Genomic DNA, 14,843 nt, shown 5'->3' with positions numbered 1-14,843 from the left:
GAATCCTCCCCTCCCTGAATGGAAGGGGATTCCTTCCCGTCATGGGGTTGGTGGGGATTTCCGGCTCAGGCCGCCTGGGAGCCCGGCGGGCTCCCCGGTCTTATGCCCTCGGCACCGGCCGGGACGAAACCTGCCCGGACCAGCATCACGTGTGCGGAGTTCTTGTCCCGGGGACGAGACACCCCGCACCTGGTGCAGGTGTAGGTGCGTTCCGACAGCGGCAGTGCGTGCTTGGTTCTCGCTCCGCAGTTCGCGCAGTCGGTGGTGGTGTTTCTCGGGTCGACCGGCACGACCAGGCGGCCGTGCTTGCGGCCCATGCCGATCAGCTCGCGTTTGGTGGCGCCGATGGCTCCGTCGGCGGCCTTGCGCGCCATCGTCGAACGCGACAGGAACTTGGGCTTGAAGTCCTCCACCGCGACCCGGTCATGGTCGCGCATGACCCGCTTGGCCCACTTGCGGGCCGTGTCCTGCCGTTGCCGCTGCACCTTTTTGTACTGATCGGCGGCTCGGCGCGCGGCACGCTTGTACCCCTTGGAGCCGGGCGTGCCCTTGGGGGTGCGGCGGCGGGCCATCTGCCGCTGGTACTTCGCCAGCTTCGCGGCGGCCGTCTTGCCGTGCTGGGGGTGGGGAAGGTCGTGGGTGTCGCGGGTGGTGGTCGCCAGCTCTTTGACGCCCCAGTCCACGCCGATCGCCCGCCCGGTTGCGGGCAAGGGTTCGATCTGTGCGGGGACGACGAAGGAGGCGTACCAGTGGCCGAGGCTGTCGCGGTACACCCGCACCGACGACGGCTCGGCGGGCAACTCCCGCGACCACAGCACCCTAACGGCGATGCCGCCCGCCAGCAGCAGGACGCCCTCACGCAGCCGGAACCCGCGCCGGGTGTAGTTCAACGTCGGATCCGCTACCTGGCGTTTCTTCAAGTTCGGTATCCCGGCGCGCCGCCGGATCGGCAGCCGCTCCTTGATGTCCTTGATCGCCTTGGCGCGGGACCGGCCGAAATCCCGGATGATCTGCTGCTGCGGCACACTGGCACCCGCCCGCAACCAACCACGGCTCCCGCGCCAGCCGGTCAGCATCCGGTCCAAAGCCGCCGGGCCGATCTTGTGCCCCGCCCGGTGCGCGGCGCGGGATTCAACGACGCACTGGTTCCAGATCCATCGGCACCGGTCCCACTCCCGCAGCAGCGCATGCTCAGCCCGGCCGGACAGGCGGACACGGTAGGTGTACCGGGCGACACCCAGCCCCTCCTGCAGTCCCGTCCGCGCCATGACACGAACTTACCGCACCACTTCGAACACGTGAGCGAGAACGCTCAGATCGCCGATGACCCACGACCGTCCGCCCTGGAGGCGAACGCTCTGCCCCTGTCCTGCTCCGCAGGAGACCGGATTCCTCCCCGGCCTGAAGGCCGGGGCATCCTCAGGGACAATCGGTGAAGGGCCGCCAGGTCGAGTTCTTCGGGCAGGCGCTCGGCGGGCCGATGGTCTATCAGGGCGGCCCGATGAAGGCCGTCCACCTCGGGCTGGGCATCGAACAGCGGCACTTCGACAGGGTCGCCGAGCACCTGGTGGCCTCGCTCGCCGCGGCGGGCGTCCCTGAGGAGACCATTGCCGAGATCGCCGCGGTGGTGCTGCCGCTCGCCGACGACATCGTGGCCGGCAGGACCTCCCCGGAGACCGCCGCGGCGGAGTGAGCGTCCATGCGCGCCCGCGACCGCGGCGGCGAGGCGGGCGGGCGCGCCTGGAACGTCAGGGAAGGTTCAGGTCGGTGGCCAAGGTGTCGTAGTGGAGGTCGCCGTCGCCGTAGGAGAGGGAGGCGGCCATGGCGTGCTCGGAGAACAGGTGCAGGTCGTGTTCCTGGGTGAAGCCGATCGCGCCGTGCACCTGGTGGCCGAGCGCGCACACTCGTTCGTACGCCTCGCTCACCCACGCCTTCGCCATCGACACCTCTTGGGTCGCGTCCCGGTTCACCGACAGGAGCCAGATGGCCTCGTAGGCGATGAACCGGGAGCCGAGCACGTCGATGGACATGTTGGCGCAGTGGTGCTGGACGGCTTGGAACGACCCGATGGCGCGCCCGAACTGCTCGCGTTCCGTGGCGTACTCCACCGTCATGTCCAGGACGTGTTGTGCCGCGCCCACCATCTCGGCGCAGGTGGCGGCCGCGCCGAACAGGGAGATCGCGTTGGCGGCGTCCATGCCCAGGGCGGCCTCGGCCGGGACGCGGACGCCCGACAGTTCGACGTGGCAGGGGCGGTCCCAGCCGACCGTGCCCAGGGGCTGGAGCATCACGCCCGGGGAGGTGGCGTCCACCCAGAACGCGCGGGGCTCGTCGTCCAGCCGCGCCACCACGAGGATGTGCTCGGCCGAAGCGGCGAACGGGACGAACGTGGCGGTGCCGTTCAGGACGAAGCCGTCGCCGTCACGTGCGGCCGCCGGTCCGTCCCCGGGACGATCCCATGGCAGGGGCGCGGCGGTCACGACCTGGCCGCCCGAGATGGCGCCCAGCCACCGCTCCTTCTGCTCGGACGTGCCGAACCGGGCCACCGGCATGCCGCAGCACGCCACCGACGCCAGCAGCGGGCTCGGGACCTGCGCGTAGCCGAGCTGCTCGAACAGCAGGCAGACGTCGAGGAAGTCGCCGCCGACGCCGCCGTGCTCCTCCGGGAAGGCGAGTCCCGTCCACCCGAGGTCGACCATCTCCTTCCAGAGCGCGGCGGAGTAGCCGGCCGGGTCGCCGGCCACCGCCCGCGCCCCGGCGGACGCGGCCCGCGACTCCAGGAGCTCGCGGGCGGTGTCGGCGATCAGCTCCTGGTCCTCGGTGCGGCTCAGGTCCATCGCGGCGGGATCTTGTCGGAGCGGACCCACACGCCCGGCCGTTCCTCCCAGAACAGCTGGACGAGGACGCCGCCGGTGTGCTTCGGATGGATGAACGTGTCCCGCCACGCCGCGCCGTCGGTGCTGCCCTCGTTCTCGTCGAAGGTCGGCGTGCCGTGGTGCTCGCAGGCCGCCATCGCCGCGTCCCAGTCGGCGACCTCGAAGGTGACGTGGTGCGCGGCGGGCCCGCTGCGGTTCAGGAACTTCTCGATGAACGAGTCCTCCCCGCGCGCGGTGATGACCTCCCAGCAGATCGTCGATCCGGGGATGTTCAGCACGAGGTCCGCCATGTCGGGATGCTCGTCGTCGGGTGTCCGCCACACCTGCACGAACCCGGCGAGGTCGCGGTACCAGCGGGCCAGTTCGTCGCGGTCGTGGTACGCCTGGCAGACGTGGTCGAGCGCCACGATCCCAAGGGACGGCCAATCCGGCCCGGTGGCCTCCGCGGCGGGGCCGGCCGAGTCGCCGCACATGTCGAGGCCGCCCGGGCCGCGCAGGCGGAACAGGACGCCGGGGCCGTGCTCGGGCGGGGTCAGCGACGCCTCCAGCCACCGGCCCGGCACCCCGTCGGTCGGCTTGATGCCGCGTTCGTCGAGCTCCGCGCGGACGGCCTCGAGGTCGGGGACCTCGGCGCCGACGTGGTGCAGGCCGGGACGTCCGCCGTGGTCGTCCAGCCAGGTCTGCAGCGAGGAGCCGTCGCCGGCGGGCGCCACCACCTCCCACGCCTGTCCCCCGCTGCCGGGGATCTCCAGCCGGGCGCCGCGCGCGCCCTCGCCCGGGTTGTCCCAGCTCCGGACCCGCCGGAACCCGAACAGCCCCTCCAGCAGCCCGACCTGCGCGTCGAGGTCGGCCGCCACCTGCGCGACATGATCGATGCGGTAGATCTGCACGGGTTCTCCTAGCTCGGGTGGGGCTCGATCCAGTCGTAGCCGTAGGTGACCAGTTCCTTGACGAGGCGCAGGTTGTAGCGGTTCATCGCCGCGATCCGCTCGGCCAGCTCACCGACCCGCTTGTCGAACTCGTCCGCCGGGTACACGTCGTTGACCAGCCCCAGTTGCAGTGCCCGGTCGGCGCCGATGCGCGCGCCGGTGAACAGCAGCTCCTTCGCGCGGGCCTTGCCGATCCGCTCCGGCAGCCGCTTCACGCCGCCCCAGCCGGGCGCGGAGCCGCCGAACTCGGGCTGGTCGGGGTCGCCGTCCTCGGTCATCTTCGGGCGGTACGGCGGACGCGCCGACAGGGTGATCTCGACGAGGCCCATCTTGGCGTTGTCGGAGGCGACGATGAAGTCCGCGGCGAGCGCCAGTTCCAGGCCGCCGCCGACGGCGTAGCCGTGCACGGCCGCGATCACCGGGACCGACGTCCGCTCCATCATCGCGAACGTCTTCTCGCCGAGCCGGCCCTGCTCGATCCGTTCACGCGGGGTCAGCTTCTCCGACCACGCGAGGTCCATCCCGGCGCAGAACGCGCGTTCGCCGGCGCCGCGCAGCACGACCGCGCAGACGTCCTCGTCGTCGTCGACGCGGGTGAAGATGTCGCGCAGCTCCGTCATCGTCGTCGGCGTCAGCGCGTTGAGCTTGTCCGGCCTGTTCAGGGTCAGCCAGGCGACTCTCTCCTCGATCCGCAGATCGACGGTCTCGTAGGCGTTCTCGTCGGGCATATGCGCTCGCTCCTCCTCGTTGGTCGGCTGCGGGGCCGGTTGCTCATTCGCGGGGCAGGTGCAGGCCCCGGGTGGCGATGACGTTGCGCTGGATCTCGGTGGTGCCGCCGAGGAAGGTGGACGCCACCGAGTCCCTGCGCATGTGGGTGAACGCGGCGTTGAGGGGAGCCCCCTCGCGCTCCCAGAGGGCGGCGGACCGTCCGAACGCCCGCGCGCCGGTCCGGGCGAGCCGCTGGTGCAGCTCCGCGCCGAAAAGCTGGTTGATGGACGCCTCGAAATCGGGTTCCTCGCCCGCCGCCTGCCGCGACACCGTGTAGCGGGCCAGGTTGTACAGGACGCGGATCTCGGTCTGCCGGCGGGCGATCTCCTGGCGCAGCGCGGGGCTGGAGCGCCCGTACCGCGCGCCCTCCGGCGACCGCAGGTAGGCGACGAGCTCGCCGAGCGCCTGCTCGTACTTGATCGTCGCGCCGATCCCGGCCCGTTCGAAACCCAGCGCGGACATCGCGACGTACCAGCCGCGGTTCTCCTCGCCGACCCGGTCCGCCACCGGCACCCGGACGCCCTCGAAGAAGATCTCGCAGAACGGCGCCGCGCCGCGCAGGTCGGTGATGGGACGGACCGTCACGCCCGGCGCGTCCGCCTTGATCAGCAGGAACGTGATGCCCCGGTGCGGACGCCCGGCGTCGGGATCGGTGCGCACGAGGACGAACAGCCAGTCGGCGTACTGGCCCAGCGACGTCCACACCTTCTGGCCGTCGACCACGTACTCGTCACCGTCGCGGACGGCGCGGGTGCGCAGGGACGCCAGGTCGGAGCCGGAGCCCGGTTCGGAGAAGCCCTGCGCCCACGTCGCCTCGCCCTTCGCGATCGCGGGCAGATGCCGGGCCTTCTGCTCCTCCGTGCCGTGCACGAGCAGCGTCGGGCCGAGGAGGAAGGCGCCGATGCCGTTCACGGTCGGCACCCGCGCCCGCATCATCTCCTCGTGCAGGATGAACTCCTCCAGCGCCGACAGACCGGCGCCGCCGTACTCGCGCGGCCAGTGCGGCGTGATCCAGCCCCGCTCCGCCAGCGCGGCCGCCCACGCCCGCGCGCCCTGCCGCCGTCCCGGATCGTCGGCGACCCGGTCGACGGGCCAGTTGTAGCCCGCCACGTCCTCCGGTTCGAGGCTCTGCTCCTCGCCGTCCGCCGGACGGTACGACGCGGGGAACCTCTCCTTGACGAAGGCCCGCACCTCCTCGCGGAACGCGGCCTGCTCCGGCGTGTCGTCCCAGTTCACCGGCCGTCCGCCTCCCGGTCCCACGTCGTGTCGGTGATGCCGCTCTCGCCCTGTGCGCGGAGCTTGAACTTGGCGACCTTGTCGGTCGGCGTGCGCGGCAGCGCCTCCACGAACTCGACGTAGCGCGGCACCATCGACCGCGGCAGCCGCTCCTCGCAGTAGGCGATCAGCTCGGCCGGGTCCATGCCGGTGTCCGGCTGCACCACGATCGACACCTTGATGTCCTCGTCCTCCAGCTCCGAGGGCACGCCGATGGCGGCGCACTCCAGCACCGCCGGGTGCTGGTTGATCTCGGTCTCCAGGTCGAAGGCCGAGATGTTCTCACCACGCCGGCGGATGGCGTCCTTCATCCGGTCGAGGAAGAAGAAGTACCCGTCGTCATCGCGCCATACCCGATCTCCGGTGTGGAACCACATGTTCCGGAAGCAGTGGGTCGTCGCCTCCCAGTTCCCGTAGTAGCCGGTCGTCAGCACGAACGGCTGCTTCGGCCGCAGCACGAGCTCACCCGGCTCTCCCGGACCCACCTCCCGGTCGTACTCGTCCACCACCGCTACCTGGAACCGCTCCTCGTGCGCCTGCCCGCACGAACCCGTCCGCCACTCCCCGTAGGGGCTGCCGGTCGCGATGCCGGCCTCGGTGCTCGTGTACGTCTCCACCGACCGGACCCCGAAACGCTCACGCATCGGCTCGTCCAGGTTCGACTTGCCCATGTAGAACGTCTCCAGCCGATGGTCGCGGTCACGCGACGTCGGCGGGCGGTTCAGCAGGATCGGGATCATCGAGAACACGCTCATGCACACCTGCGCGTCGAAGCGGCGCACGTCGTCCCAGAACTTCGAGGCGCTGAACCGTTCGACGATCGCGATCGACCCGCCGCCCAGCAGCGCCGACAGCATCCCGTCCCACAACGCCGCCGCGTGGAACAGCGGCAGCGGGCAGTAGATCGTCTTGCCCCACCGGTCGAGAAAGTCCAGCGAGTCATAGGCGCAGGTCAGCGCCAGCGCATGCGGAACCATCGCGCCCTTGGACGGCCCGGTCGTCCCCGACGTGTACATGATCGCCTGCATGTCGGCGAACCCGACCGGCACCTCGACGCGCCCGTCCCCGTCGTCCGGCAGGGCCGCCAGGTCCCGCGCGGGCTTCCCGAGCCGGTCGAGCAGCACCCCGTTCGCCGCCGCGTCCCGCACGACGACCCCGCCGAGCTTCGGCAGCCGGTCCGCGACGCCGGCGATCCGTTCCGCGTACGGCCCGTCGATGACCAGCCAGCCCGCATCGGAGCTGTCCAGCACGTGCCGCAGCAGCTCGCCCCGGTACGCGATGTTGATCGGCACGGCGACCGCGCCCAGCCGCGCCAGCGCGAAGATCAGATGGACGAAGTCGGCGCAGTTGGGCAGCATCACGCCCACGTGGTCGCCGCGGCCGATCCCGGCGCCCGACAGCGCCCTGGCCAGCCGGTCGGCGGTCGAGTCGACCTCGCCGTAGGTGATCTCGCCGTCCCGGAACTTGAGAAACGTCTGCCTTCGGTGAACCTGCGCCTGCGACCGGAGAACGTCTCCGAGGACGAAGCTCTCCAGCGTCTCCTTGCGCATCCGGACCTCCGCTGTCGCTGTGTGCGTCGTCGTAGGTGGCGTGCGTCGTGGGTGGGTGGCGTGCGTCGTGTCGGGTGTGGCGGTGTGTCAGGTGTCGGTGCGTCGGTGGAAGGGAATCGGCCAGGAGTGATCTGCAACCGGACATTGCCTAAATTAGGGGAACACGAAACGCTATAACCGGCAACAGTGACTAAAAGGGAACAACACTGTTCTAGAGGTGATCTACTGGGACGCAAGCGACAAGTGTGACCAAGGCCACACTTCCCTCATCCCCCGATTTCGGTCGCCCATCCCACCATCCCGGTGACGCCCGTAACCCGTTCCCGTCCCGCCCCGCCCCGCTCCGGTCGCGAGCCTGACCGGCATCCCTCAAACGCAACCGGCCCTGGGCGCCGGAGCGGGTTCCACCGGGGACGGGGTTCAGTTCCCCACGCCGAGGCCGGACATGAAGGCGGGCGGGTACCGGTCGCCGCGGGCCGCGCCCGGCGGCACCGCCTCCTCGATCTCGGCGAGGTCGTCCGCGGTGAGGTCCACCTCCATCGCGGGCAGCGCCTCGGCCAGCCGCTCGCGGGTGCGGGCGCCGACCAGCGGCACGATGTCCTCGCCCTGTGCGGCCACCCAGGCGATGGCCAGCTGGGCGACGGTGACCCCCTTCGCGGCGGCGATCCGGCGCAGCGCGTCCACGAGGGCGAGGTTGTGCTCGACGTTCCCGTCGGAGAACCGCGGGCTGAAGCCGCGGCCGTCGCCGGGGCCGGCGGTGTGGCCGGGGGTCCAGTGCCCGGAGATGAGGCCGCGGCTGAGGACGCCGTACGCGGTCAGGCCGATGCCGAGCTCCCGCAGCGTCGGCAGGACCTCCGCCTCCACCGCCCTGGAGATCAGCGAGTACTCGATCTGCAGGTCGGCGATCGGGTGCACGGCATGCGCCCGGCGGATCGTCGCGGCGTCGACCTCCGAGAGGCCGATGTGCCGCACGTACCCGGCGTCCACCATCTCCTTGATCGCGCCGACCGTCTCCTCGATCGGTACCGCCGGGTCCAGCCGGGCGGGACGGTAGATGTCGACGTGGTCGGTGCCCAGCCGGGTCAGCGAGTAGGCCAGGAAGTTCTTCACCGCCTCGGGACGGCCGTCGATCCCGCCGAACTCGTGGCCAGGACCCCGCAGCATGCCGAACTTGACGCTCAGCCGGTAGCCGTCCCGGTCCCGGCCGCGCAGCGCCTCGGCGAGCAGCGACTCGTTGTGGCCCATGCCGTAGAAGTCGCCGGTGTCGAACAGCGTGACGCCGGCCTCCAGCGCGGCGTGCACGGTGGCGATGCTCTCCGTGCGGTCGGCCGCGCCGTACGCGCCCGACATGCCCATCGCGCCCAGGCCCAGCGCGGAAACGGCCGGGCCGGTCTTGCCCAACGTTCGTGTCTGCATCGTGTTTTCTCCTTCGTCGTCGCTCTGTCACCCACCTTGCGTCCGCGCGGCGGCGCACGGGAGAGGAGCGTTCATCGTGGGAGAGCCGCTCCCTGGATGGGCTCGTCCGCCGCGAGGCACCATGGAGCCATGCGCCGTGACGAACTCGCCGATTTCCTGCGCCGCCGCCGCGAGGCGATCCGCCCGGCCGAGGTGGGTCTCGCCGAAGGACCCCGCCGCCGCACCGCCGGCCTGCGCCGGGAGGAGGTGGCGATGCTCGCCGGCATGTCGGTGGACTACGTCGTACGCCTTGAGCAGGGCCGCAGCAGTCAGCCGTCGACCCAGCTGCTCGGCGCGCTGGCACGGGCGCTGCGCCTGTCCGACGACGAACGCGCCCACCTGTTCCACCTGGCAGGCCACCGGCCCCCGCCCGCCGACGGGGCGGCCCGCCTGGCCCGCGCCGGCCTGGTGCGCATGCTCGACCTGCTCGGCGGCACCCCGGCCATGGTGGTGTCCGACCTGGGAGAGGTCCTCGCCCAGAACCGGGCGTCCGTCCTGCTGTCGGGCGATCACACCGGCTTCTCCGGCGACCGGCGCTACGTCGTGTACCGCTGGTTCACCGAGCCCGCCGCACGCGCCGCACACCCGCCCGAGGAGCAGGAGCACCAGGCCCGTCAGCTCGTCGCCGACCTGCGCGCGACCGCCGGCCGCCGGACCGGCGACCCCGTGGTCGCCGGGCTCGTCGAGCGGTTGCGGGCCGCGAGCGCCGACTTCCGGCGGCTCTGGGCCGAGCACGAGGTGGCGGTCCGGCGCGCCGACCGCAAGACCGTGCTGCACTCCCGCGTGGGCCGGCTGACGATGGACTGCGAAACCCTCGTCACCCCCGACCAGGGTCAGCAGCTGGTGGTGCTCACCCCGGCGGACGACGAGGCCCGCGAACGGCTGGAGCTGCTGCGGGTGCTCGGCATCGAGGAGTTCTCCACGGGGGCGACGGGCACGCCCGCACGGTGAACCGGCCCTACGCGCGGCCGTACCGGTGCGGCCGTCACCGCGGCGGCGGCTGCCAGGGACGGGACGAGAACGCGCGCCGGTAGGCGGTCGGCGGGACGCCGACGGTGCGGGTGAAGTGGTGGCGCAGGTTGGCCGGGCTGCCGAGGCCGCAGCATTCGGCCACCTGGTCCACGGGGAGGGACGTGGTCTCCAGCAGCTCGCGGGCGTAGTCGATTCGCATGCCGCGCACCCAGGCCATGGGCGTCGTCCCGGTGACGGAGTGGAAGCGCCGGATGAGGGTGCGGGTGGTGACGTTGGCCTGGCGGGCCAGGGTGGCGACGGTCAGTGGTTCGTCCAGGCGCCGGCGGGCCCAGTCGAGAAGGGGCCCCAGCTCTTCCGCGTCCTGGACGGTCGTGCCCGCGTCTATGTACTGGGCCTGGCCGCCCGGACGGTGTGCGGGCATCACGAGACGTTTGGCGAGGGCGCTGGCGACGGCGGCGCCGTGGTCGGTGCGGACGACGTGGAGGCACAGGTCGAGTCCGGCGGCGGTGCCCGCGCTGGTCAGGATGTCCCCGTCATCGATGTAGAGGACGGACGCGTCCACCTGGACCCTCGGGTACCGGGCCGCGAGCTGCCCGGCGTGCATCCAGTGGGTGGTGGCCGGGCGGCCGTCGAGAAGGCCGGCGGCGGCCAGCACGAAGGCTCCGGTGCACAGCGACACGATGCGGGCGCCGTTGGCGTGGGCGGCGCGGACGGCCTCGACCAGGTCGTCCGGCTGGCCGTCGAGGACGTTCGCGCAGGCGGGGATCACGACGGTGTCCGCCTCGGCGAGCGTGCCGAGCCCGTATTCGGCGTCCGCGGCGAACCCGGCGGCGGTGCGTGTCCCGGCGGGGGCGCAGAGGCGGAAGTCGTACCAGGACGTGCCGAGCCCCGGCCGCCGGTAGCCGAACACCTCGCACGGGATGGCCAGCTCGAAGATCGGCACGCCCTCGGTGACGGCCACGGCCAGCGTATGCATGTCACTAATTTAGCGGTAATGGTCGTTTCTGCCACTTGGAGCGGTTCCCCTTCGGGGCGAGGGTGGAGGCATGGACGATTTCCCCGTTGGACGTGCCTCCTTCGACCCGCCGCAGCAGGTGGCAGACCGGCTCTGGCGGCACGTCGCCGACGTGCTCCGGGACGAGCGCGAGCTGATCGCCGCGCGGGACGTGAGCCCGCCGGTGGACGCCCGTCATCTCAGGGCCGCCGTCGCCGCGTACGACTTCGACCGCCCGGCCGACCCCGAGGCCGTGATCGACGAGGTCGCCGAGCTGCTGCGGGCGGCGACCGTCCACACGACGCATCCCCGGTACTTCGGCCTGTTCAACCCCACGCCGACCCTGATGGGGGTCATCGGCGACGCCCTGGCCGCCGCGTTCAACCCGCAGCTCGCCGCGTGGTCGCACGCGCCCGCGGCGGCGGAGATCGAAGCACATCTGCTGCGGTTCCTCGGCGGACGGCTGGGCTACCCACCCGAGACGGTCGCCGGGTCGTTCACCAGCGGCGGCGCGGAGGCGAACATGACCGCCGTGCTGCTGGCCCTCACGCGGACCTGGCCGCGGTACGGCACCGAGGGGCTGCGGGCGCTGAACGGCCGTCCGGTCATGTACGCGTCCGCCGAAAGCCACCTCGCCTGGTTGAAGATCGCGCACGCCACCGGCATCGGACGGGACGCCGTGCGCCTCGTCCCCACCGGGCCCGGCCTGGGACTGGACGTGCCGCACCTGGCCCGCCGGGCGGCGGCCGACCGGGCGAACGGCGACCTGCCGTTCCTCGTCGTCGCGACGGCCGGGACCACCGCCGCCGGGGTCATCGACCCGCTGCACGAGCTGGCCGACCTCTGCGGCGACCTCGGCATGCGGCTCCACGCGGACGCCGCCTACGGGGGAGCGGCGGCGCTGTCCGACCGGCTGCGGCCCGCGCTGGCCGGCATCGAGCGCGCCGACTCGATCACGCTGGACGCGCACAAGTGGCTGAGCGTCCCGATGGGGGCGGGTGCCCTCCTGTCCACCGACGCCGACGGGCTCGCGGAGACCTTCCGGGTCACTACGTCCTACATGCCGGCCGACGTCCCCGGCACGATCGACCCCTACACGTCCAGCCAGCAGTGGTCGCGGCGGTTCATGGGGCTGAAGCTGTTCCTCAGCCTGGCCGTCGCGGGCCGCGCCGGATACGCCGAGCAGCTCGAACGCGACGCCCGCCTGGCGGACGACCTCCGCGTGGCGCTCAAGACCACCGGATGGGACATCGTCAACGACACCCCGCTCCCCGTCGTCTGCTTCGCCGATCCCGGCGACGGCACCTGGGAACACCACGACGCGGTCGCCCAAGCGGTGGTCCGCAGCGGACGCGCGTGGATCAGCCCCGTACGGCTGGACGGACGCGCCGCCCTCCGCGCCTGCGTCATCAGCCACCGCACCACGTCAGCGGACGTGGACGAACTCGTCCAGGCGGTGAACGACGCCCGGAAGGCCACGGCGTAGGACGCACCTCCCGGCCGCCGGGTGTGCGCAGGTCGAGAATGAATTGCTCTGCCGTGTCACTGAACAGCGTTTCTTTGGGGAAAGCAGAGCAACATGAAGACGATCGAGCGTGAGCCCGATGGACGGGGCGACGGGCCCGGCGGCTTCCCCGTTTCCATGGACAAGGGGAGGCGTACCCGTACCGACTGGATCGTCTACGGCGTCACCGCGGTGTTGTCCCTGGCCTTCGTGCTCTGGGGCGCGGCCTGGACCGACAGCCTCAGCTCGTCGGCGCAGTCGACGCTGGACTGGCTCCTCGCGAACGTGGGCTGGCTGTTCGTCCTCGCGGCGACCGGGTTCGTGCTCTTCTCACTGTGGCTGGCGTTCAGCCGGTACGGCAAGATCCCCCTCGGCCGGGAGGACGAGGAACCGGAGTTCCGCACCGTCTCCTGGATCGCGATGATGTTCAGCGCGGGCATGGGGATCGGGCTGATGTTCTTCGGCGCGGCCGAACCGCTGCTGCACTACGTCGAGCCGCCCCCGGGAACCGACCCGGCGCAGAGCGAGCCGGCGATCGAGACGGCCATGGCCACCACCATGTTCCACTGGACCCTGCATCCGTGGTCGATCTACGCGGTGCTGGGCCTGGCGATCGGGTACGGGCACTACCGGCGGGGCCGCACCCAGCTGATCAGCGCGGCCTTCATGCCGCTGCTCGGGCGCCGCCACGCCACCGGCCCGGTCAGCAAGCTCATCGACATCCTCGCGCTGTTCGCCACCCTGTTCGGCTCCGCCGCCTCCCTCGGCATCGGCGCCCTGCAGATCCGCACCGGGATGCAGGAGGCCGGCTGGATCGAGACCCTCGGCACGACCGTCCTCATCCTGATCATCATGGTCCTGACGATCTGCTTCGTCGTGTCCGCCGTCTCCGGCATCGCCCGCGGCATCCAGTACCTGTCCAACATCAACATGGTCCTGGCCGCCGTTCTGGCGCTCTTCGTGTTCCTCGTCGGCCCGACGGTCTTCATCCTCGAACTGCTGCCCACCTCCATCGGCGTGTACATCCAGGACTTCGGCGAGATGGCGTCCCGCTCGGGCGCCACCGGCGGCGAGGCGATGGACACCTACCTGGGCGACTGGACGATCTTCTACTGGGCGTGGTGGATCTCCTGGACGCCGTTCGTCGGCATGTTCCTGGCCCGGATCAGCCGCGGCCGCACCATCCGCCAGTTCGTCGCCGGCGTGATCCTCGTGCCCAGCGTGGTCAGCCTCATCTGGTTCGCCATCTTCGGCGGCGCGGCCATCAGCGAGCAGCGCGACGGCAGCAACCCGTACGGGAACGGGTCGGAGGAGCAGATCACCTTCAACGTGCTCGGCCAGCTGCCGTGGGAGGCGGTCACCGCGGTCGTGGTGATGATCCTCGTCGCGATCTTCTTCGTGTCCGGCGCCGACGCGGCCTCGGTCGTCATGGGCACCCTGTCGCAGCGCGGCTCGACCACCCCGTCCCGCTGGATCGTCATCTTCTGGGGCGCCATGACCGGCGGCGTCGCCGCGGTCATGCTCGCGATCGGCGGGGACAAGGCCTTGAACGGCATCCAGAACATCACCTTCATCGGGGCGCTGCCGTTCGCGATCGTGCTGATCCTGCTCTGCGTCTCCCTGACCAAGGACGTCCGGAGCGACCCGATGATGCAGCGCCAGAACAAGGGCGCCGAAGTCCTCGAGGACGCCGTCCTGACGGGCACCCGGGAGCACCGCGGCGAGTTCGAGCTGGTGATCGAACCCTCGTCCAACGACGAACCCGGCACCGACGACGCCCCCACCCACCGCTGACCCGGGTTCAGGCCCGCCGCTGAACGAGCTGATCCAGTTGCCGCACCAGCGCGGCCAGCAGGCCGAGAAGCTGCTCGTCGGACGCAGCGACCTCCACGTCCAGGCCGGACCCGGACCGCACGGACCCGGGGGTGGGCGGCAGCCAAACCCACCCGCGGTCGAGAGTCTCCTTGACCTTGACGGGAACGCACAGGAACGAGGACGGCTCGATCACCCCGACGCTGTACACGACGACCTCTTCGAAAAGCCGGTGGGAGACGATGAGCGCGAAGTCGCCCGAGACTTCGTCGAGCTTGTACTTCAGAGGCGCGGCGTCGAGGAGCCGGAAGAGGTGGTTGAGCGCCACACCGGTGGCGCCGTGGTCGTCGAACTGGATGTATCCGGCGTTGACGGCCACCCGGAGCCGGATCTGCGCCTCCCGGTTGGCCAGCCTGTTGTGGCGCCGGACGCCGGCGAGCAGCTGGATGGCCAGCGGGCCCAGGAGGTCGTCGATCCCGGCCTCGGGCCCGGCGATGACGAACAGGCCGTCCCCGCGGTCTTCGGAGTAGCAGGCGTCCCAGCTCAGCCCTACCGCGCGGCAGGACTCCCGCACGATCCGGTGAATCGACGAGCGAAGGTGCCGCTGGACGGCCGGATCGTGTCGCGAGCCGAAGGACGCGATGTCAACGGCGAACATGCCGCAGTGCAGTGTCCGCGAAATGTGAGCCACCTGCCTAGCTACGGGGC

13 protein-coding genes are annotated in these 14,843 nt (G+C 71.2%); 4 read left to right on the top strand and 9 right to left on the bottom strand.

From position 1 onward, the window contains the following. Positions 1-65: 65 nt before the first annotated feature. Positions 66-1,268, bottom strand: coding sequence for a transposase (locus AB0C35_RS23785; RefSeq protein ID WP_358459403.1), 1,203 nt, complete (start codon positions 1,266-1,268; stop codon positions 66-68). Between the two features lie 164 nt (positions 1,269-1,432). On the opposite strand from AB0C35_RS23785, the gene AB0C35_RS23780 reads away from it, so the two are divergent. After that, positions 1,433-1,693: a group 1 truncated hemoglobin gene (locus AB0C35_RS23780; RefSeq protein ID WP_358459400.1), complete on the top strand. Its 261-nt coding sequence runs from the start codon at positions 1,433-1,435 to the stop codon at positions 1,691-1,693. 55 nt (positions 1,694-1,748) lie between these two features. Here AB0C35_RS23780 and AB0C35_RS23775 read toward each other — a convergent pair whose 3' ends face one another. The 6 genes from AB0C35_RS23775 to AB0C35_RS23750 form a co-directional block, all read right to left on the bottom strand. After that, the gene (locus AB0C35_RS23775) at positions 1,749-2,837 is read right to left on the bottom strand and encodes an acyl-CoA dehydrogenase family protein (protein ID WP_358459397.1); all 1,089 of its coding nucleotides are present in this window, start codon (positions 2,835-2,837) and stop codon (positions 1,749-1,751) included. Then, entirely contained in the window at positions 2,828-3,766 is a 939-nt protein-coding gene (locus AB0C35_RS23770; RefSeq protein ID WP_358459395.1) for a VOC family protein, read from the bottom strand. The genes AB0C35_RS23775 and AB0C35_RS23770 overlap by 10 nt, the downstream gene beginning before the upstream one ends. 8 nt (positions 3,767-3,774) lie before the next feature. Continuing rightward, positions 3,775-4,533: an enoyl-CoA hydratase/isomerase family protein gene (locus AB0C35_RS23765; RefSeq protein WP_132200815.1), complete on the bottom strand. Its 759-nt coding sequence runs from the start codon at positions 4,531-4,533 to the stop codon at positions 3,775-3,777. A 43-nt stretch (positions 4,534-4,576) separates the two neighbouring features. Next, positions 4,577-5,809, bottom strand: a complete 1,233-nt coding sequence (locus AB0C35_RS23760) for an acyl-CoA dehydrogenase family protein (RefSeq protein WP_358459392.1) — start codon at positions 5,807-5,809, stop codon at positions 4,577-4,579. After that, on the bottom strand, positions 5,806-7,398 hold the full coding sequence (locus tag AB0C35_RS23755; protein WP_358459389.1) for an AMP-binding protein: 1,593 nt from the start codon (positions 7,396-7,398) through the stop codon (positions 5,806-5,808). The genes AB0C35_RS23760 and AB0C35_RS23755 overlap by 4 nt, the downstream gene beginning before the upstream one ends. Positions 7,399-7,818: 420 nt before the next feature. After that, positions 7,819-8,814, bottom strand: a complete 996-nt coding sequence (locus tag AB0C35_RS23750) for an aldo/keto reductase (RefSeq protein ID WP_358459386.1) — start codon at positions 8,812-8,814, stop codon at positions 7,819-7,821. A 129-nt stretch (positions 8,815-8,943) separates the two neighbouring features. Here AB0C35_RS23750 and AB0C35_RS23745 point away from each other — a divergent pair, with 129 nt between their 5' ends. Then, entirely contained in the window at positions 8,944-9,804 is an 861-nt protein-coding gene (locus AB0C35_RS23745) for a helix-turn-helix transcriptional regulator (protein ID WP_358459383.1), read from the top strand. Positions 9,805-9,838: 34 nt separating this feature from the next. Here the strand turns inward: AB0C35_RS23745 and AB0C35_RS23740 are convergent, their stop codons facing one another. Beyond that, positions 9,839-10,801: a helix-turn-helix domain-containing protein gene (locus tag AB0C35_RS23740; protein ID WP_358459380.1), complete on the bottom strand. Its 963-nt coding sequence runs from the start codon at positions 10,799-10,801 to the stop codon at positions 9,839-9,841. A gap of 70 nt (positions 10,802-10,871) precedes the next feature. Here AB0C35_RS23740 and AB0C35_RS23735 point away from each other — a divergent pair, with 70 nt between their 5' ends. Together AB0C35_RS23735 and AB0C35_RS23730 are read left to right on the top strand one after the other, a co-directional pair. Continuing rightward, a complete protein-coding gene (locus AB0C35_RS23735) occupies positions 10,872-12,305 on the top strand; it encodes a pyridoxal-dependent decarboxylase (RefSeq protein WP_358459377.1) in 1,434 nt (477 codons plus the stop codon). Between the two features lie 93 nt (positions 12,306-12,398). After that, complete coding sequence (locus AB0C35_RS23730) at positions 12,399-14,117, top strand: BCCT family transporter (protein ID WP_358459374.1); 1,719 nt, start codon at positions 12,399-12,401, stop codon at positions 14,115-14,117. Positions 14,118-14,124: 7 nt separating this feature from the next. On the opposite strand, the gene AB0C35_RS23725 is transcribed toward AB0C35_RS23730, so the two are convergent. Further along, a complete protein-coding gene (locus tag AB0C35_RS23725; protein ID WP_358459371.1) occupies positions 14,125-14,793 on the bottom strand; it encodes a hypothetical protein in 669 nt (222 codons plus the stop codon). Between the last annotated feature and the right edge of the window lie 50 nt (positions 14,794-14,843).

This window comes from Spirillospora sp. NPDC048819 (genome assembly GCF_040650055.1).
In the GTDB taxonomy this organism is placed as follows: Bacteria; Actinomycetota; Actinomycetes; order Streptosporangiales; family Streptosporangiaceae; genus Spirillospora.
The sequence above is the reverse complement of the archived record's forward strand: the minus strand, read 5'-3'. Positions and strand labels throughout refer to the sequence as shown.